The following is a 19,145-nucleotide window of genomic DNA, read 5'->3' on the forward strand; positions in this document are numbered from 1 at the left end:
GGAATAGGGTGTCGAAACTATTGATCTAGGCGTTAATTTTTGGCTGATTCTGAACGGGTGTTGGTAATTCGAAAGTAATCGAAGTCAGCAAAACCGCCCGTTTGCTGGGTGGCGTAGGTAAACAGGCCGAATCGGTAGCCCATGAAATGCGGGATGGTATACGGCATTTTCAGCGGTTCACCAATGGGCTGCCATGCTTTACCGTCGAGGCTGTAGTAGAAATGGGCCGTATCTTTACGATCCCTGAAATCGCATTCAGCTTTGACGTAAACCGTTTTTTGAGCAAGTGGAACACGCTGTACCTCAACTGGTTTGCCCGATGCCGCGCTAACCATAACGATGAACGGTTTGCCATTCGCTACCTTGACGCCGACCAGGCCGTAGTTTTTCTGAATAAGACTCAGTCCCGCAAAATCCCCATCCTTCAGGTTCGATACATCCAGCGCTGTCGAGCCTGAACATTCCGGACCGATGGTACGCTGCGTTAGGGTGTTCCGGGCCATGACGAACGACGTATCGGTACGTCCGGTTTTCAGTCGTAAGTAGCCCTTTCGATCAGAGACCGACCAAAGTTTGTTATCTGGATTATGATTCCACTGCCAGACCAGCGGCAACACGGGTTCGCCTTTCTTCCGGGTAAATTCGTCGGAGGCTACGATGCCCGGAATCAGACTTTTATTGGCAGGCAGATCGAGCGTTTCGGGTGCCTTTCCATTGACACCCAGCACCGGCCAGCCATCCTCCCAGTTGACCGGCACCAAATACGGAGTACGCCCGACTCCGCCAAAATCACGGAACAGATAGGCGTACCATTTCCCATCTGGTGTATCGATCAAACCGCCCTGCGCTATACCCAGATCCTGAAAGCCGATCCGGCCCTCCCAGGGACCCGTAATCTTATCGGCGCGGTGAATCACGACCGTCCGCATCCCTCCCCGTGGCCAGGTAATGTTAAAGAGGTAGTATTTACCCTTCACCTTGAACAGTTGTGACCCTTCGGCGGGTAATCCACCACCCGTGCCCGACGGTGTACTGGCGTTCTCGATTAACACCTGTTCCGTCGTGCCGGGCTTCACGCCCGAAGCATCGGCGGTCAGTTCGATCAGGCGAAGTTTGCCCGCGCCGTAAACCATATACACCCGACCATCGTCGTCAAAAAACAGGCTGTGATCATGGTAGGAGGGGCTGAATGAGGCTACTTTCCAGGGACCTTTTTCGATGTCTTTGGTGGTGTAGACATACGTTTTGCCGGTTGTCTGGGCAAAAGTCGTTACGTAGTAGGTGCCGTTATGATACCGTAGACTGCTGGCCCATGAACCGCGGCCGTACGTGCTTTTGCCATTGCTGAGGGTCAATGCATCCACATTGGCCAGCGTATCGTAGGCGTATCCCACCAACTGCCAGTTTACCAGATCTTTCGACTTCATAATGGGAAGACCCGGACTCATGTGCATGGTCGTGCTGCTCATGTAATAGGTAGTACCCACCCGGATCATGGCCATATCGGGCACATCGGCAAAAATGATCGGGTTGTGTGCGGTTTGTGCCATTGCCGTGACTTGCATCAGCAGGAACATAAACCCGATCAAACCCGATTGACAAATAGTCTTTTTCATGGTAGACAATGCGTGACGGATTTTCTGCGGTTATTGGAGTGGGCCAATCAGTTCAATAAACGTCCCATCGGGGTCCTGCACAAACACAAAATGATCTTTCGCATTCAGTGGCGTTGGCGTGCTGCCCAGAAACGGCACCTTTAGCTGGGTTAGCCGGTTAATGATGGGCTGCAAAGCTTTTACCTGAATAGTGATATACTGCACACCCGTATCATCCTGAATAACAGTTGACTTTGGATGAGCAGCTTTTTTGCCAAAGCTCATCAACTTCCAGTCGGTGGCGTTGGGGCTGTTTTCGAGCTTCAGAATGGTCACGTTGGTGGCTACTCCGTTTGTCAGACCGGAGCGTTTGCCAAAGTCTTCATTGATCGTAAAACTGCCCGTTTTGACCATACCGATGCCCTTCACGTAAAAATCCAGTGAGCGTTCGAGGTCAGCGACGACAACGCCAACGCTGATAACGTTGCTAGTAAAATTGGATTGGGCCCGCGCGTTCAGCATGCAACCAACCATTAATAGTGTTAGGCTGACACATTTATAGACAGCCATTATTTGCTTATTCATGCCACGGGGATTTAGTCGTTATTGCGTTATGAGTCTGATCTGATTAAAGCGAGGGCTGTTCTTTCCATCCTGGGCTACGATTTTCAACGTTATCACCTCGTTACCGTCCGCTTTCAACCGGAGTCTTTTTTCATCGGTAGAAAGAATCTCGGCCGGTTGATCGTTGATCAGGAAACGCACCTGGTCCGGCTTGATAGTATCTAAAGCGCGAACATCGATGTACTTACCCGTCCGGTTTTTGTTTTGTAACTGGTAAGTGATAAACGAGCGGGTACGTCGCCAGAATTGTTCATCATCGTAGCCGGAATCGCTCTTTTCGCCTTTGTAATCGTGATCAACTTCGGGCTGCTGTTCACCACAATTCACCTTATCGACCGTGTTGGCGTCAAGGGCCACTGCTTCTGCTTCCTGCTGCTTCAACCGGGCTTTCTGCTCGTTGAAGGCTGCTTTGGAAAAAGTCTGGAAGTACATCTGATAGCGGGCGTCATGCACTTCGTAGAACGGTTGCAGCGTCAGCGAGTCCAGGCTAAATCGCAGTTTATCAACTGGTTTAAGCCCACTCAGGTACGTTGCCGGGTCACCCACGAGTGCGTAGGCGTTCGTAATTGGGTACAGCTTGCCTTTTGTTTCGTGTCCCATCCGACTATCGTCGGCAAAAAGCCCAGCTATGTCTTCCGTCGAGGTCTTGGCCGCCAGCACGATGGGGCCGTTGACGAAGGCCGCCCAGTTCGAACCGTCGGGCAGATACTCCAGCTGCGTTGAGGTTTTAAAGCGAACGGTTATTTTATCACCCCGTTTCCATGTGCGATGGATGGCTACATAGCTGGCTGGCTTCCCCGTGACAGATTGAGCCTTTCCGTTCACTAAAACGTCGAAGTTTTCAGCCCATTTCGGATAGCGGATCTGTACAGAAAAAGCCTGTGGTTTTGCTATCTCGACAACTAGTTCAGACTCATTTTGGTACGGGAATTCAGTGCGCTGAGTGAGCTTCATCTGTTTAGCAGTCCAGTTGACCGTCGATGGGATGAACAGGTTGACGAACAGGTCGTTGTCCGAATGGCTGTAGATCAGTTCGCCGTATTTGGTGTGGTTTTCCAGGCCCGACCCCACGCAGCACCACATGCTGGTTTCCGGCTGTGAGTACACCCGGTAGTGGTTGGGTCGGATAGGGGTAAAATAGACAAATCCACCTTTTTCGGGATGCTGGCTCGACAGGATGTGGTTGTACAGTGACCGCTCGTAGAAATCCAGATAACTGACGTCGTTCTTATCCAGAAACAGGGCTTTGCTCAGGCGCAGCATGTTGAACGAATTACAGGTCTCCGGCCCCTGATTGGATTGGATTACCTGACTAAAATCAGTTGTCGGGTTGAAATGCTCGCGAACGCTGTTGCCGCCAAACGCGACACTGCGCGTCTGCGATACGTTTTGCCAGAAATACTGAGCGGCCTCCGACCAATCGGTTTTCCCCGTTAACGTAGCGATTTTCTCAAAACCAATCACTTTCGGAATCTGCGTGTTGGCATGTAATCCCGTCAGTTTATCCTGTTTGTCGATCAACGGATTCAGAATCGCCCAGTGCGAAATCCGCTGCGCCGTTTCGAGGTATTTTTTGTCTTTGGTCAGGATGTACAGATCGGCAAACGTCTCATTGATGCCGCCGTGCTCGGTGCGCAATACCTGCTGAATCTGTTCGTCAGACAGAGGTTTAATCAACTCAACAAACCAATCGCCTAAGCCAACCAGCACTTGTTTAGCCTGTTTGTTACCAGCATAGTCGTACGCATCGCGCAACCCGGCAAACAGTTTGTGAATGTTGTACAGCGGCACCCACGTATTGTTCAGCCCGAAACTGCTGCCATCGATATCGCCTTTATGAATACGGTCCCAGAACACCTTACCCTGCGGAATGCCGCCCACGTATCCATTGCCGTTTTTGGCCTGACAACGGGCCAGTTGATCGACCATGTAGTCGAGCCGTTTTTTCAGTTCGGCATTTCCGGTCGAGGCATACATCATGGCCAGCGCCGACAGGTAATGCCCGCCGATATGCCCGTCCAGACCCGAGCTTTCCCAGTTGCCGTAGCGGGGAGCCTTTAGGGGCAACCCGGCATCGATCAGGTACGGAGCCAGCAGTTTATCCGGATTCAGCGCCAGTATATACTTGAGGTCGACATCCTGCGCGTTCTTAAACGGCCCACCGGTCAGCTTCACCTCCTGCAAGGAAAACGGCTGCATTTGAGCCAACGCCGGGACGCTGAGCAAGAGTAGGGTTATGATACGGAGTGCGTTCATTTTCACTGGAAAAGCTTAGTTTTCTCATCTTTTTGTCATCCCGAGGAACGACCAGTCCGCCGGTGCGGGTATTTTCGGAATGACAAAAAAACGTTCTATTTCTTCAACATCGGATCATCACCTGCGTATTTCAGGTACTGGAACGAAGCCGAATTCGTACTGGCTTCCCCTGACGACGTAGCATACAAGCCATACACGCAGCCGATAAAGCCACCCGATACTTTAGTACTCAGGAATTTACCGTCCAGCTTGTCTTTCAGTAATGCCCAGTTTTTCGAATCGGTGGAATACTGAAATCCGTAGCTATCTCCCTGCGATGTAATTCGCAAGCCAAGTTTGCCAGCGTTGGCTTCCAGCGGCACTTCGGTCAGCAATTCCATTGTTTTCTCTTTAGGAACGCTTTTGTAAAGCTGCAGCACGTCTTTATCCTGCGCTTTCGATTTACACAGGAAATAGAAATGACCCTCGTCCTGTAAAATTACCAAACCGGCTTTTTCCTTGTCCGATTTTGGCGAAAACGTCAATTCTGTTTCAGCGGTGCTATTGAGGTGTTGCTGACGTTTGCCGACAAAGGCAGGATTACCCAGATCCATCACCGTTTCGGGTTTGAGTTTCAGCGTAAGTCCCTCCTTCTTCGACAGCGAATACGAATTTTTATCGTGAGTACGCATGAACAGCAGTGCCGGGTCAAGGGCCTTGTCGAAGGTCAAGGTGTAGGCGAAATTACCTGATTGTGGTAACGCGCCTTTTTGCTTGACTTCCTTATAATCAACGGGATAGCTGAATGAAATAGCCTTTTCGCCATGTTCGATCATCGGCCAGTCGTTTGTCCACGTTAAGGGGGCAATAAAGGTTTCGCGGCCCGTGTTGTAGTAATCGCCTTCGTAAGGACGTACCGCCAGAAAAATCGAATACCATTTTCCGTCCGGGCCTTCCACAAATTGCGCATGTCCCGCCGACGTAATAGCATTTTTGCGGTCGGCTGGCAGCTCGCGCTGCGTCAGAATCGGATTACCCTCAAACGGTACATACGGTCCCCAAACATCTTTACTACGTAGCACCACCTCGGAATGGTTGACCGACGTGCCACCCTCAGCCGCGTAGAGATAATACCAGCCGTTCCGTTTCAGAATATGCGGACCTTCAATCCAGACTGGTTTTTTAGACAGATCCACCCCCCCGTTGACCAGCTGTTTTTCTTCGCCGATCACGGTTAGTTTGATCGGGTCAAACTCGTACATCCGAATGGTTCGGTGGCCCGGATACAGGGGCTTCCGGTCGGGCGCGTCGCTGTTGTAAATAATGTAGGCTTTGTCGGTACTTTCATCAAAATAGATGGATGGGTCGATACCTTTCACCTGCGGAATCTTTACCGGATTGCTCCACGGCCCCGCCGGATTTTTGGCCGTTACGACGAAATTACCGTCATGGTCAATGTCGGTGCAGGTAACGTAGAATGTCCCCTTGTGATAACTGATGCCGGGAGCAAACAATCCTCGGGTCAACCGCTCGCCCATAAAATCCATTTGTTCGGGGCGATCAATCACATTACCGATCTGCTTCCAGTTTTTCAGATCTTTGCTATGCATGATCGGAAGACCGGGGAAGTACGAAAACGTGGAATTGACCAAGTAGTAATCCGTTCCAGCCTTCACGATGCTCGGATCGGGATAAAAGCCGGTCAGGATCGGGTTGACCAGAGTGGTTTGCGCAGCGATTGGCTGGCTCACAACAAGACCGAGTGCTGCCCATAAAGCCCAGTAAAGGCGATTTTTCATAGATATTTGTGCTAAATACTTTTCCTTTTTTTCGTCTGTCTTTATCATCCATCCGTTTTCTGTCATCCCGACGGCCCAGTCTTACTGTTAGGATGACAAGAAACGGAGTAGAACTGATTCATACGCAGAAGCAGTAAGAGGAATAATTCTCATCCTCTTACTGCTTCTGTGTATGAATCAGTTGATTATTAATAGCCTGGATTCTGCGGAAACTTAGGTCCGTCAACCACCCGGTCAATTTGTGATTGCGGAATAGGCCGTAGCATGTTGAAATCCTGAATATAGGGCGCAGCCTCCTGGTTCCAGGCTTTTACGCGTCGTACCAGTGAGCGGGTCCGTACCAGATCGTGCCAGCGCTGCCACTCACCGAAGAATTCCCGGCTGCGTTCATCCAGAATAAAGTCCAGCGTAACGTCCGATGGCTGAATGGTGATGGCCGTCACCGCAGCCGCGTTCTGAGCCGCCGTGTTGGTTTTCCGGTAAGCCGCCCGTTGCCGGACAACGTTGAGCATCGCGGCTGCTTTCGTGGCATCGCCAGCCTTGAAGTTGGCTTCGGCGGCAGTCATATACACATCGGCAAAGCGGTACAAAACGCAGGGACGAGTCGAGGGGTCGTTGAAGTTGGCGCCCCGGCTGGGGTCCATGAATTTCTTCAGGGCTGGGAAAATACCGTTGTTCCACAGACTGGGCGGCACCACAATCCCTTTGAAGGGACGGGTACCAACGAACTGGGGCGCACCCGTTACTTCGTAATCCGGCAACCAAACGGCGGTATCGGCACCCACTACGGTTGTGTAACCAATGCCGCGCATGTTATTGGCCGCTGTGGCGGTGTTGGTCACCGACGTATTGGCGATATACACCGTGTAGAACGAATTCATGAACCGGGAGTCGACATCACGTTTGGTAAAGGCCTGATCCAGAAAGTAATTTTTACCCGCGTTATCGCCACTTTTCAGTTTGTCGCTGTTGGGCCGCATTCGAACGTAAGGCCGTCCATATTGCGAGTCCCGAATCATGCCCGATGTGCCATTGTTGACCAGTACGCCTGACGCGTTTTTGTACGAATTGATGCCGCTGGTATTGGGATAATTCCAGTTGGTAAACCAGGGACTCAGGTTCTGGGCAGCACCCCCACCGGCGGCCCCACCTACCGTATAGTAACCATACTTGGGATCAAGCACGTGATCGCTGACAAACATGGTTTCTTTGCCGTAGTCGTTAGCGGGCACAAAGGCATCGCCATAATCCTGCCATAGATCCAGGCCATAGGAGGACTTATTGGCAATAATGTCGGCACAGATGGAGGCTGCCTGCGTAAAATCAGCGGCCGTATTGTTCAGCCAGCCACGGGTCAGATACGCTTTTGCCAACAGCAGCTGAGCCACGGGTTTAGTAGCGGCTTTTCCCAGAAACGGTGCCGTTGGTGTGTTCGGCAGATCAGCAGCGGCTTCGGTCAGATCCTTGATAATCTGCTCATACACCTGCGCCACCGGCTGACGGGAAGCGGCCTGCGAGGGAACTGTAATAAAGGTTGTATTGAGCGGCACATCGCCCCAGGTCTGCACCAGATAGAAATACCAGAACCCCCGTAAAAACTTGGCCTGGGCCAGGTATTGTTTCCGGGTGGCATCGGGTAGATCGACCGTCTGGCCGTATTGCAGTACACCATTCAGGGTGTTGATATCCTGAAAAGCCGTTCCCCAGGCCGAGCCGAAGTTGCTCCCATTCAGGCCGTTGTAGTCATACGACGTCGAACTGCCGGCGCTGGCCCCCCGGAGAAACTCATCCGTACCGACCTGCATTTCAATAGTAAACCCCTCCGTTCCCCATTGAGAGCGGATATCATTGTATACACCGGCGATGCCGCCCAACACCCCAGACGAGCTGTTGAAGTACGATGGCACAACCTGGGATTGCGGGTATTCGTCCAATATTTTTTCGCAGCCGGTATTAAAAAGAGCGAGACACGCGATAGCCAGCGATATAGTCAGTTTTTTCATCTTCCCTACGAATTAGAATTTAAGATTGACGCCGAACGTAAATTGCCGAACGGGCGGATTGTTGAGGTTTATGGCAATCTGACGCGTCGGTGTGGCCGTATCCGCTCCCTGAGCACTTACGGTCGAACCTGCGTAGCCATTGCCTTCCGGATCAACCGCCAGTTTATCGCGCACCAGGGGCGAATACAGAATCAGCGGATTGGTGACGTTTAGGTACAGCCGGGCCGAACTCATGCCCACCTTTTTGAGAAACTGGCCCGAAACCGTATACCCCAGATTGATGCTCCTGATTTTAACGAACGAGCCGTCGTAATAGCCTAGGGTCGAGGCATAATACTGGACCGCATTCCCCGCGTCGGGTGCCGGAAACGCATTGGTTGGGTTGGTTTCGGTCCAGTAATCAACTTTTACCTGATTGGAGCGCGCCTGGTTGAAGAAGGCAAAGCCGCCACCGCCACCCGAATTACCGGTGAGGTACGGCACAACCACTTTCATGCCCATCCGGGCAAACGTAACAATCGACAGATCGAAGTTTTTGAAGTTGAACCGGTTGGTCAGACCTGCTTCAAACTGGGGCTGAAAATTGCCCAGAATCTGCCGGTCAGACGGATCGATCTTGCCATCGCCGTTGACATCCTCTACCCGGATTTGACCAGGCTGCTGAACCGGTGAGGTTTGTTTAGCCAGCGTACCATTTTCCTTGTCGGATGTTTGCCAGATACCAATCTTTTTGTAATCGTAGATAACCGAAAGGGGTTGCCCCACGAACCAGCCCGCGCCCACATTGGACAGTTCGGTGGGCGTCGTGAGCTGCGTAATTTTTTCGCGGTTGAAATAGTAAACGGCGTCCACACTCCAGTTGAATCCCTGCGGCTTTCTGAAGATGTCAACGGTCAGTGTGGTTTCCAACCCCTTGCCTTCGGTGGCTCCCAGGTTTTTCAGCGTCGAACCGGCCCCGTTACTGGCTGGCAGAGGAACCGACAACAGAATGTCCTTCGTTTTCTGGTGGTAGTAATCCACCGAACCCGTAATGCGGTTATTCAGGAAACCAAAGTCAAGGCCAATATCCAGCTGTGCCGTCGACTGCCAGCCTAAATTGGTCGCCGGAAGGCTGGTGACAGTATAAGCCAGCTGTTGCCCGGCGGTACCGGTCCCGAAATTATAGTACCCCGCCGACAAGGCTCCGAGGGTAGAATACGCCCCGACGTTTCGGTTGCCCGACAAGCCCCAGCTACCCCGTAGTTTCAGATTCGAGATGGCCGGAACGCTTTTCATAAACGGTTCATCAATAATGTTCCAGCCCGTGCCAATGGCCGGGTAGTTAAAATACCGGTTTGCGGGTGAGAGCGTAGACGAACCATCCCGGCGCAGGGTTAAGGTCAGCAGGTAGCGGTCGTTATAGCTATAGTTGACCCGACCCATGTAGGAAAGCAGGCCGGTTTCCGAAAACGAGTTCCCGTAGTCGGAAGCGGCCACTGGCGTACCGGACGCCAGCGAGAAGTTCGACGTTTTGATGTAATCGGCGGGAACCCCCGTTATCGTGAACCTGCTACCCAGCGAGTGGTTTTTGGTATATTCATACAGCGCGGTAGCCCCCAGCTTATGTTTGCCAAACGTTTTGTCGTAATACAGTAAATGCTGGAGATTGACATCCCAATATTCCGTGTTGCTGATTTCGGCGTTGGATGACGACTGAACCGTAGCGCTGTTGAAATAAGTCAATGGCCCGTTATAGCCATTAAAGTTCGATTGGCTGAAATTCAGACCGGCATTGAATCGGTAGCGCAAACCGGGCAGCAGGTTCACCTCTGCGTACAAGCTATTGAACGTCCGCAACGAACGCGACCGATTGAAATACGAATCTTTTTTCGTGATAATCGTCAGCGGGCTGATCCGGGCGGCATCGATCGAACCAACGGCCGGTAACAGGTTTACCGAGCCATCGTCATTGTAGGGCGATGCCAATGGCGTTAAACTGACCAGCCCACCCGGAATGCCGTCACCGCCGGGCGTATTGGTGTAGGTTAACGTATTGAGCGTGTTGAGCCCAACCTTAATCCGTTTGCCAATGCGCTGATCGATGGTTGCCCGGATGTTCACCCGGGTAAAATTCTGGCCGGGAATGATACCCGTCTCATTGAAATAGCCCAGACCCAGCGAATACTGCGTATTTTCGACGCCCCCCGTCATTCCCAACTGGTGGTTGGTCATGAAACCGGATTTGTAAATCAAATCCTGCCAGTCGGTCGAAACCCCAGCCGCGAGAGCAGCCTGTTCGGCCTGGGTGAGCGGATAGGCCGTTGTACCGGGGGACGCCCGGTTATATTTGGTAGCATCGGCTTTGAACTGAGCGTACTCCGGTCCGTTGAAGACGTTGTACTTACCCATAATGCTGGTTACGCCATGATAGCCGTCGTAACTGAATACCGGTTTGCCCACTTTCCCCCGTTTGGTGGTGACCAGAATAACACCACCCGAGCCCCGCGATCCATAGATGGCCGTTGCCGACGCATCTTTCAGGATTTCCAGGTTAACGATGTCGTCCGGATTGATGTCATTCAGCCCACCGTAAGGTATACCGTCCACAACGACCAGCGGACCGTCCAGACCATCACTGCCTTGCTGGTTGGTGGTGAGGGTTCGGTTTCCCCGAATACGAATTTGCCCCTGTGAGCCCGGTGTCGAGCCGTTGCTGACAATGGAAACCCCGGCAGCCCGGCCTTTCAACTGGTTGACCAGGTTCGGGGCTGGCACTTCTTTCAACGCCGTTTCATTAACCGAAACCACAGAGCCGGTAATGTCGCGCTTACGCTGGGTGCCGTATCCCACAACCACTACCTCATTGAGCGTTTTGTCGTCCGTAGCCAGCGTAACATTAACGGTCGATTGTGAACCAACGGCGGCCTCCTGCGTCACGTAACCAATGAACGAAAAAACCAATACGGCGTTTCGATCAGGCACGCTGATCCGGTAGGCCCCGTTGCCGTCTGTCGTTGTGCCGCGCTGGGTTGACTTAATCTGAATATTGACACCGGGCAATCCTTCGCCGTTTTCGCCCGTAACCCGACCGGCTACCTGAATTTCCTGCCCCTGCTCTACGTTGATCTCGCCGGAGGTCTTTTCCTGCGGAGTTGCAGCCGGAGCGTCTTCCCGTTTGATGACGATCTGCTGACCAACAACCTCATAACTCAGTTTGAGTGGCGTCAGAATTTGATCCAGCACCTGCGAGAGTTGTTCGTTTTTGACCTGATAATTCACTTTTCGCTTCGAATGGATGATTTCCCGGCTGTACAGGAATTGAACATTCGTCTGTTTCTCGATTCGCTTTATCGTCACTTCCACCTCTTCATTTTGGGCGGAAATGCTGACACGGCGACTCAACAGTTCCTGGGCGTGACCATCCAGGGCTAAGCTTACGTTGACCAGGGCGAACGCAAGCAGGAGTTGCAGGCTTGAAATCTTCATGATCCTGATCCAAACGTTGCGGTTTGTTAAACAGTGTTGCATAGGGTTAGTAGGTTGTTAGTTTTTGGGAGAAAAGATAGTAGTGACCCGCCCCTGTTAATGAGGAGAATGTGTATTTTCGACACATTTCGGGACGTTTAAAAGGATAAGGCTACGTTTTCAGCATAGGGTGCGGGTTTGTTTTAAATTGACGGAATAATTAACTACAGCCGCGACTACGAATAATCAGTTGATTATCAACGATTTCATAAGTAGAATCAATAGCCAGACAGATAATCTTGATTTTTTCAAGAAACGGGGCATCAATAAGTTGACCAGTGAATGTGCAGCGTTTGAGCAATTCCCGGTTGTATTTGATGGGCATGTGATAACTTCCCTCCAGCTGATCGAACACCTCAGGGATGGGCGTATAGCTAAACGCAAATTGTTGATCCAGCAAGGCAGAGGGTTGCTCACTTATCGCCTTTCTGTCCTGTTTCACCACTTTATCGGTCTTTGTCTCGATACGGAGTTGTTGGTTAACGGTTAGCAGGATTGGTTCGCTGGGTGTATCGACCGGAATAACGGAAACCTTGCCTGTTTTTACTTTTACGGAAGCGTCTAGTTCCTTGGCAAACGAACGAACCTGGAAGCTGGTACCCAGCACTTTAGTGGTTAGATTGGTAGTGTAAACAATAAAAGGTCTGGCCGGATTTTTTGTCACTTCAAAAAAGCCTTCTCCCTGAAGAAATACCTCTCGGAGGGGAGCCTGATTTTGTTTGCGATAACGCAGTTGACTGTTCGTTGAGAGCAGCACGGATGATTGATCCGGCAGTAGTACGATCAAAGGCACACCGGTATAGTTTTTAACAATTTTCCAGTCTTCTGCCTGCGTGGATGTTGGTTGTGACTGCTGGTTGCCTATGATGGCAGAGGCTACTTCGCGAATAGCGGGTTTGTTAACCAGCCACAAAACGAGAAAGCCAACTACTGTTGCTGCGGCCACCCACCGCCCCCACTGCCAACTCGGCAGGGGCCTGGTAACGACCATCGAATCAGGTAATCGATCAACGATAGCTCCTGCTTTATTTTTAACCTGTTGGTTCGACAACGTAACTCGCTTTCCCTGCAAGACTAAGAGCGTAGCAACGGCCTGCTCATAGAGATCTCTCTTGTCAGGATGGAGCGCCAGCCATTCCTGCCAGTAAACCTGATCCTCGGGGCGTCTTTCCAGAATCCAGGTCCGGAAAACGTCACTGTTCAGGAAATCTTCTACGGTCGAAAAATTTTCAGCAGGAACACGCATTGGCACTTTTACACTATTTTTATTGATAGTATGAAGAACCTGCTCCTATATACCCTACTTAAAGCGAATTTTTTTAGAAAAAAATGCAAATCACCCACAGTACGTGCGTGAACCACCGGCTACGAAGCTTACTCAGCGCTTTTTGCAGGAAGTTGGAAACGGATTGCGGATTCACATTCATGATTTCGGCAATCTCGGAAACGGATAGATTTTCGTAGTACCGCAGATAAAGTGCTTCCCGTTCCCGAGCGGGCAAAGCAGCCAGTTGGGTCTGGATGTTACGGGTCAACACGTCGAACGACTCCTGCTCAATTAGCAGTGTTTCGGCATCTTCCCGTTCCGCCACCGAATTTTCCCAATCGATCTCGTCAATGGCTACCCTTTTTTGACAACGTAAGTGCTGAAGAATGTGATTGCGCAGTCCTTTGACTAGATAATGCTTCACGGATTCAGTTTCGTTGATCTGCAAGCGATTTTGCCAGAGTTGTAAAAACAGCTCCTGTATGCAATCTTCAACGACAGCCTCGTCCACCATAAATTTTAACCCATAATGTTTTAGGGCGCGATAATAGCGCTCGGCCAATTGACCCAGTGCCTGTTTATCGCCCTCACGATAAAGTCGCCATAGTAGGTGGTCTTGATGGGTCATGAAGCGTAAGTATCTATGCTATTAGCGAAGGTATGAAAAATTATAATTATCTGCTAAATTATCCAATATGTTTTCTACAACCGCAAGTACGTCTGTAAGATACGTGTTCCATTATTACGACACTACCCCCTTTCCTATGGTACAGATGAATGCCGTATTCAGTATCGAACCTCATCGACGGTAGCGTCTGGTAAGCCATTTGTCCGGTCTAAAACGGATACGCGACTCGATGCATTGAGAGTGCTTTATGGAGTCTTATTCCATGAACTGACGATCCACGGTTTTTCGCATCACAGGCGATAACCTTTCCCTATATACGTCGACAAGCTGAGTCAGATGAAGCAGTGGATAAAGCTTGGAAATTACAGAGCTCCGGGGGTTTTCAATGTGAATGAAATAAATGCCTTATTAAAAATACATTAAACAAATAGCGGGTGATTTCGTGTTTAAGCTGGATTTAGTACTGATCTAGATAATTTTTAGGTCGACTCACACACTACACGTCTTGATTTCTCCTACCATGTGTACAAGCACGTACTACAAACAAGTTATTATTGCCGTTTCGCTGTTAGCTGTTTCTGCCTGCGCCCGCAATCCGGTAACCGGGAAACGTGAAATAAGCCTGATGTCGACCGAGCAGGAAATCGCGATGGGCAAAGAATCCCACCCCTCGGTTGTTGCCACGATGGGGTTGTACGAAAACAAAAACATTCAGGCATTCATGAACGAAAAAGGAAAAGCGATGGCCAGCGTTTCCCACCGGCCTGATCTTCCTTACCAGTTTTACATCGTTGATTCGCCGATTGTCAATGCCTTTGCCGTGCCAGGCGGCTATGTTTATTTCACGCGCGGTATTTTGGCTCACTTCAATAACGAAGCCGAATTTGCCGGGGTGCTGGGTCACGAAATCGGTCATATCACGGCCAAGCACGCGGCTCGCTCGCAGAAAAGCCAGCTGCTCAGTACAATTGCGCTCATTGGCGGAGCGGTACTGGCTCCTCAGGTCGTTGGTCAGAATATGGAAGCGCTTCAGCAGGGAATTGGTCTTCTGTCGCTAAAATACAGCCGGGATCACGAATCAGAGTCTGACAAGCTCGGCGTAGAATACTCGAGTAAGATTGGCTATGATGCGCATCAGATGGCCGATTTCTTTGGAACACTGAAACGTCTTTCCGATAACTCCGGACAGGCCGTGCCGCAATTTATGTCGACGCATCCCGATCCCGGTAATCGTTTCACGCGCGTCCATGAACTGGCGAAAGACTACCAAGCCAAGAATCCAGCTTCGTATCAGGTGGATCGCGACCAATACCTGCGGCTAATCGACGGCATCACGTACGGCGAAGATCCCAAGCAAGGCTTTGTTGAAAACGGCTATTTTTATCATCCTGAGCTACGTTTTCAATTCCCGGTTCCAAACAGCTGGCAGTCCCAGAACTCTCCGAGTCAGTTTCAAATGGCCGCTAAAGACGGTAAGTCCGCCATGATTCTGATGCTGGCGAAGGGAAATTCGCTGGACGAGGCCGCCCAGAATCTGGTGAAAGAGCTAAGTCTGAACGTACTGGAGAACAGCAAAACCACCATTAACGGCAATCCGGCCTACGTGCTCATTTCACGGCAGCAGCAACAACAGCAGCAGGGTCAGCAACAACAACAGCAAGACCCTAAAACAGCACTCCAGATTGGAACCTGGCTGATTCAGTACAACAATGCTGTTTATGCGCTGCATGGCTTGTCGGCTGCTGCCGATTTTACGACCAGCTTTGGCACATTCAAGCAGGTTGCCGAGAACTTTCGTTCGCTTTCCGATCCGGATAAACTCAATCGAAAATCAGAGCGAGTACTCGTTAAATCGTCTCCCCGTGATGGTTCATTCCGGGAGGTGGTAACCGCGTTGGGAATGCCGGCTAACCGGGTAGAAGAAGCCGGGGTATTGAACGGGTTTAAAGCGGATGATCGTATAACGAGGGGTACGCTGGTCAAAATTATCAGTAAATAAACTCCTGATGCCTGTTAATGAGCTGAAACTGTTCAGACGGGTAACAAGCTGGCGTTCCACTAGTCTGAACAGTTTTTTCGGGTAATGTTTGGTAAGTACCTCATCGTCTTAAGTTCATTCGAATGAAAAAATACCTTATCATGCAGCTGACGCATACGCTGTCAACACAATACCATGTGGAATTAACTGCACATATGTGTAGAAAATAGTCTACATTTTACTATATTACCAACCCTATTTTGTGGGGACCTTACGATAAACGTAGGTCCCCTTTTTTGCTGATAGCCTGCTGGACAGAGAGGAAACGGCTGTTTTTTAATTTAGAACTATTCTCAAAGGGTTTGGTAATTGATTTGTGCCAAAAAACAAACTATCTGTTTTGAGGCTCGGCGCACTGCCTACTAATTCGACCGGCAACAAAAACTGGAGCTAGCTTGCAGGCTAGCCATAGAACAACAGTTGTTATCTCTGTAACGATTCTGCCGGTCTTGATTTGCTTCGCTCGTTTCTTAGTAATTACCTTAAATCCCAGGCGGCCATGAATGCACCCTCCCATCCATTATCCCAGTTTGTCAAGATTCCGGGGATAGCTACTCCTATCCCCGTCGAGTCAATTTCTCATTTTGAAGGCTTCGGTAACTATTCCCGGTTGTTTTTTGTCGGAAAAACGAGGCCCATCGTAGCAAGCCAAACGCTTAAACTGTTCGAACTGCAACTTCCCGGCTTCCTGCGGGTCAGTAAATCGTATTTGGTTAATCCCCTACACATTACCGCTTTAGATCGCCAGGACGGTCGGACGCTGGAGTTAACCCTTGACAATCAGGCATCTGTACTGGTTGCCCGGCGACGGGTCGAGCACATCCGTACCCAGTTAATTACGCCCGGTACGCATTAGCTGGAACCCAGCGTATCCGACAAAATCAATTTCTGCGGTTCGTCAAATTGCCTTTCCGGCCTGATCAACAGGGTATTATCGCCTGTCTCCCGACAAACGGCGGAGCGTGTCCATTCCGCTACGGGTTCTATTCATCTGTCGCTCATCCGACTTCTTCTGCTCCTGCTGGTTGGCTTGTTCTATGCCATGGCCGTTCTGGAAGTTGATCCGGGAGAAACGGGCGATAGCTTCGGTGATACGTTCGATACGTATCTGCATAGCCAACCTCTCCACGGACCGTCCGCGCATGCGCCCTGCCTGCTAGCCAACACGGATCTACTGGTCGAGCCTTATTCGTTTTTACCCCTCACTACCGGTTACGTATATGCCCCAAAGCTGGCTAATACGACTCCGGCCCCCTCTCCTTTTACCGGACGACAACGACGGCACCTGCTGCTCGCGGTCTGGCAGATTTGAGCCGCTAGTGCCTTGATCGCTTTTGTTCGATCAAATCATGCCTGCCCCCTTGGTGGTACTGCGTTGTCTCCAAACTAACTTGGCGATCACGACTATGCCTTTTTTTGACGGCAACCAGCAGGTGTATCACTCCCCCCCATCCTCACACAACGACTACCGGTAGGCTTTGCTCCTGACTGGCCGCCAACATCATAGCCTATTCCGGGTGATGACTGGCTAATCCAACGGGTGACTTAGTTAACCATTTGCCTTATGACACCTAATCGAACTAAATACCATTTGCCGGACTACCGCCGACACGTTTTGTTAAGTATGTTCCTTGGCGTAACCATACTTCCGGTAGGGGCCTCCCCAACGGATTCCCTGAAATCGTCCCGCAACCTTCCTCTGTCAGTTAATCGACATCGGCACTGGCCTGCTTCCCCGACTCCATCGGTGGCCAATTCCCGTACATTCCCCAGATGGGCCGGATTCGTTGAATTGGGCGGTTTGGCCTCTTCATCCGGTCTGACGCCCTTTTGGCTACAGACCAATCAGTACGGGGTCGTCCCCAAAGAAACGCCAACGGGGCTCATCCGACTAAACGCCAGTCGAACATACCGAATTGATTCGCTGGAGAAACGACGAAAAACCGATCTTGGCTACGGCGTAGAGCTGGCTGGCCAGGTCGGCCAGGTAAACCATCTGCTGGTGGTCGAGGCCTACCTCAAAGCCAGGTGGGGCGTCGTTGAGTTATTCGCGGGTCGACGACGTCAGCGGGTGGGTCTGGCGGAGAGTGCGCTCTCGTCGGGTTCCTACATCTGGTCGGGTAATACCCTGCCTTTGCCTCAGGTCCAGATTGGGCTGCCCAACTACGTACCGATTGGCTTTACTAACGGATGGGTCGCGTTGAAAGGGTTTATTGCCCACGGCTGGTTTGGCAATGACGGGTATGTGCAAGGGTCTTATCTCCATCAGAAAGCCATTTATCTCCGGCTGGGCCGACCACAGGCACGGGTCCAATTCTACAGCGCGTTCACCCACGTTGCTCAATGGGGCGGGTATGCGCCTTTTCTGGAACAGGACCCCACCAGTTCATTCAAGGGGCAACTGGCTACCAGCTGGGACGCCTTTGTCAATGTGCTCCTACCCCTGAAAACCGATGCGCTGAAAGACCGCACCAAGTTCACTACCTTCGATCAGAACCGGGTCGGCGACCACCGGGGCACGGCCGAAGTAGCCGTTGACGTCAGACTGGCTCAGGGAACTATTCGCCTTTACCAGCAGCACTTTTATGATGTGGGCCGTAAACTCTACAACTTGCGCAACATCGAAGATGGCTTATACGGCCTTCGGTATGTGCGGAATGAACGACGGGGATTCCTGCGGGAAGTGGTGCTTGAATTGTTTAATTCGGGTAATCAGGGCGTGCTTCAGTTTGGCCGCAGCCTGGGCGGAGAACCGGAAAACTATTTTTTGAATGGCCAGTATCCGGCCAGCTGGTCCTACCGGGGCCGGACGATTGGTACGCCTTTCATGACCCAGAGCAGCGATGCATCGGCTGAGTTGCCCCGGCTGCCGTTTTCGGGGTATACAACGTCCAACCAACTCATCGAGGGCGTTCATGGAATCAATAATAACCGGGTCTGGGCCTTGTATGGTGGATTGGCGGGTAGACTGGGGGCGCACTGGCGGGTTGAATCCAAAGTTTCCTTCAGCCGCAACTACGGCACGTTCACCGCTCCGTTTCCAGCCGGTACCAATCAGTGGTCGGCGCTGGGTTCACTGATCCACGCCGGACCCACAGGAACTCAGGTGATCGTCTCGCTGGCGTATGATCAGGGGCGGCTGTTGGCCAGCCCGCAGCAGGTTGGAGGCTACGTTGGATTGCGTAAACAGTGGGGCCATCCGCTATGACCTATTTTATGCGACGCAAACTGCTCTGGTTGCGTATACTCGGTGGCAGTCTGACAACCGCCTGGCTGGGCTACACGCTGGTTATGACTTGTTTCCAGGACTGGGGCGGTCTGACCAGCGATCTGCTTTCAGGCGGTCGTTTCTGGAGTAAGTCCCTGGTACTGTATAGCTGGCTTGTAGCCGCTATTTATTTTCTGCGTGATCGACCTAATTTAATCCGGGACAAGTGAATCGCTTCTCCCTA

13 protein-coding genes are annotated in these 19,145 nt (G+C 51.2%); 5 read left to right on the forward strand and 8 right to left on the reverse strand.

All coding sequences use genetic code 11. The annotated features are described in order from the left end of the window. Positions 1-32: 32 nt before the first annotated feature. The 8 genes from GK091_RS25075 to GK091_RS25110 form a co-directional block, all read right to left on the reverse strand. A complete protein-coding gene (locus tag GK091_RS25075; protein ID WP_394351897.1) occupies positions 33-1,577 on the reverse strand; it encodes a glycoside hydrolase family 43 protein in 1,545 nt (514 codons plus the stop codon). 69 nt (positions 1,578-1,646) lie between these two features. After that, entirely contained in the window at positions 1,647-2,180 is a 534-nt protein-coding gene (locus GK091_RS25080) for a VOC family protein (RefSeq protein WP_164043423.1), read from the reverse strand. Between the two features lie 18 nt (positions 2,181-2,198). Then, the gene (locus GK091_RS25085) at positions 2,199-4,475 is read right to left on the reverse strand and encodes a glycoside hydrolase family 127 protein (RefSeq protein WP_164043426.1); all 2,277 of its coding nucleotides are present in this window, start codon (positions 4,473-4,475) and stop codon (positions 2,199-2,201) included. A 95-nt stretch (positions 4,476-4,570) separates the two neighbouring features. Next, a complete protein-coding gene (locus tag GK091_RS25090; RefSeq protein WP_164043428.1) occupies positions 4,571-6,253 on the reverse strand; it encodes a glycoside hydrolase family 43 protein in 1,683 nt (560 codons plus the stop codon). Positions 6,254-6,441: 188 nt separating this feature from the next. Continuing rightward, positions 6,442-8,256: a RagB/SusD family nutrient uptake outer membrane protein gene (locus GK091_RS25095; protein WP_164043430.1), complete on the reverse strand. Its 1,815-nt coding sequence runs from the start codon at positions 8,254-8,256 to the stop codon at positions 6,442-6,444. A 12-nt stretch (positions 8,257-8,268) separates the two neighbouring features. Further along, positions 8,269-11,721, reverse strand: a complete 3,453-nt coding sequence (locus GK091_RS25100; protein ID WP_164043433.1) for a TonB-dependent receptor — start codon at positions 11,719-11,721, stop codon at positions 8,269-8,271. Positions 11,722-11,920: 199 nt separating this feature from the next. Then, positions 11,921-13,006: a FecR family protein gene (locus GK091_RS25105; protein ID WP_164043435.1), complete on the reverse strand. Its 1,086-nt coding sequence runs from the start codon at positions 13,004-13,006 to the stop codon at positions 11,921-11,923. A 73-nt stretch (positions 13,007-13,079) separates the two neighbouring features. Next, positions 13,080-13,655, reverse strand: a complete 576-nt coding sequence (locus tag GK091_RS25110) for an RNA polymerase sigma factor (RefSeq protein WP_164043437.1) — start codon at positions 13,653-13,655, stop codon at positions 13,080-13,082. 520 nt (positions 13,656-14,175) lie between these two features. Between GK091_RS25110 and GK091_RS25115 the strand changes: the two genes are divergently transcribed. The 5 genes from GK091_RS25115 to GK091_RS25135 all read left to right on the forward strand — a co-directional run bounded on the left by GK091_RS25115 (position 14,176) and on the right by GK091_RS25135 (position 19,131). Continuing rightward, entirely contained in the window at positions 14,176-15,654 is a 1,479-nt protein-coding gene (locus GK091_RS25115) for a M48 family metalloprotease (RefSeq protein WP_164043439.1), read from the forward strand. Positions 15,655-16,192: 538 nt separating this feature from the next. Continuing rightward, on the forward strand, positions 16,193-16,549 hold the full coding sequence (locus GK091_RS25120) for a LytTR family DNA-binding domain-containing protein (protein ID WP_164043441.1): 357 nt from the start codon (positions 16,193-16,195) through the stop codon (positions 16,547-16,549). 186 nt (positions 16,550-16,735) lie between these two features. Then, positions 16,736-17,005 carry a hypothetical protein gene (locus tag GK091_RS25125; RefSeq protein WP_164043443.1) on the forward strand — a complete coding sequence of 90 codons (270 nt, stop codon included), beginning with the start codon at positions 16,736-16,738 and terminating at the stop codon, positions 17,003-17,005. A gap of 252 nt (positions 17,006-17,257) precedes the next feature. Further along, entirely contained in the window at positions 17,258-18,901 is a 1,644-nt protein-coding gene (locus tag GK091_RS25130; protein WP_246202405.1) for a capsule assembly Wzi family protein, read from the forward strand. Then, positions 18,898-19,131 carry a hypothetical protein gene (locus tag GK091_RS25135; protein ID WP_164043445.1) on the forward strand — a complete coding sequence of 78 codons (234 nt, stop codon included), beginning with the start codon at positions 18,898-18,900 and terminating at the stop codon, positions 19,129-19,131. Before GK091_RS25130 ends, GK091_RS25135 begins: the two co-directional genes overlap by 4 nt. The last annotated feature ends 14 nt before the right edge of the window (positions 19,132-19,145 follow it).

The organism is Spirosoma agri (assembly GCF_010747415.1).
Taxonomy (GTDB): domain Bacteria; phylum Bacteroidota; class Bacteroidia; order Cytophagales; family Spirosomataceae; genus Spirosoma; species Spirosoma agri.

Bases quoted from the DNA above. Each gene is read 5' to 3' on its own strand.
- GK091_RS25085 (WP_164043426.1), bottom strand. From the start codon at position 4,475: ATGAACGCACTCCGTATCATAACCCTACTCTTGCTCAGCGTCCCGGCG.
- GK091_RS25095 (WP_164043430.1), bottom strand. From the start codon at position 8,256: ATGAAAAAACTGACTATATCGCTGGCTATCGCGTGTCTCGCTCTTTTT.
- GK091_RS25135 (WP_164043445.1), top strand. From the start codon at position 18,898: ATGACCTATTTTATGCGACGCAAACTGCTCTGGTTGCGTATACTCGGT.
- GK091_RS25075 (WP_394351897.1), bottom strand. From the start codon at position 1,577: ATGTTCCTGCTGATGCAAGTCACGGCAATGGCACAAACCGCACACAAC.
- GK091_RS25090 (WP_164043428.1), bottom strand. From the start codon at position 6,253: ATGAAAAATCGCCTTTACTGGGCTTTATGGGCAGCACTCGGTCTTGTT.
- GK091_RS25110 (WP_164043437.1), bottom strand. From the start codon at position 13,655: ATGACCCATCAAGACCACCTACTATGGCGACTTTATCGTGAGGGCGAT.
- GK091_RS25105 (WP_164043435.1), bottom strand. From the start codon at position 13,006: ATGCGTGTTCCTGCTGAAAATTTTTCGACCGTAGAAGATTTCCTGAAC.
- GK091_RS25125 (WP_164043443.1), top strand. From the start codon at position 16,736: ATGGCCGTTCTGGAAGTTGATCCGGGAGAAACGGGCGATAGCTTCGGT.
- GK091_RS25130 (WP_246202405.1), top strand. From the start codon at position 17,258: ATGACACCTAATCGAACTAAATACCATTTGCCGGACTACCGCCGACAC.
- GK091_RS25115 (WP_164043439.1), top strand. From the start codon at position 14,176: ATGTGTACAAGCACGTACTACAAACAAGTTATTATTGCCGTTTCGCTG.
- GK091_RS25080 (WP_164043423.1), bottom strand. From the start codon at position 2,180: ATGAATAAGCAAATAATGGCTGTCTATAAATGTGTCAGCCTAACACTA.
- GK091_RS25100 (WP_164043433.1), bottom strand. From the start codon at position 11,721: ATGAAGATTTCAAGCCTGCAACTCCTGCTTGCGTTCGCCCTGGTCAAC.
- GK091_RS25120 (WP_164043441.1), top strand. From the start codon at position 16,193: ATGAATGCACCCTCCCATCCATTATCCCAGTTTGTCAAGATTCCGGGG.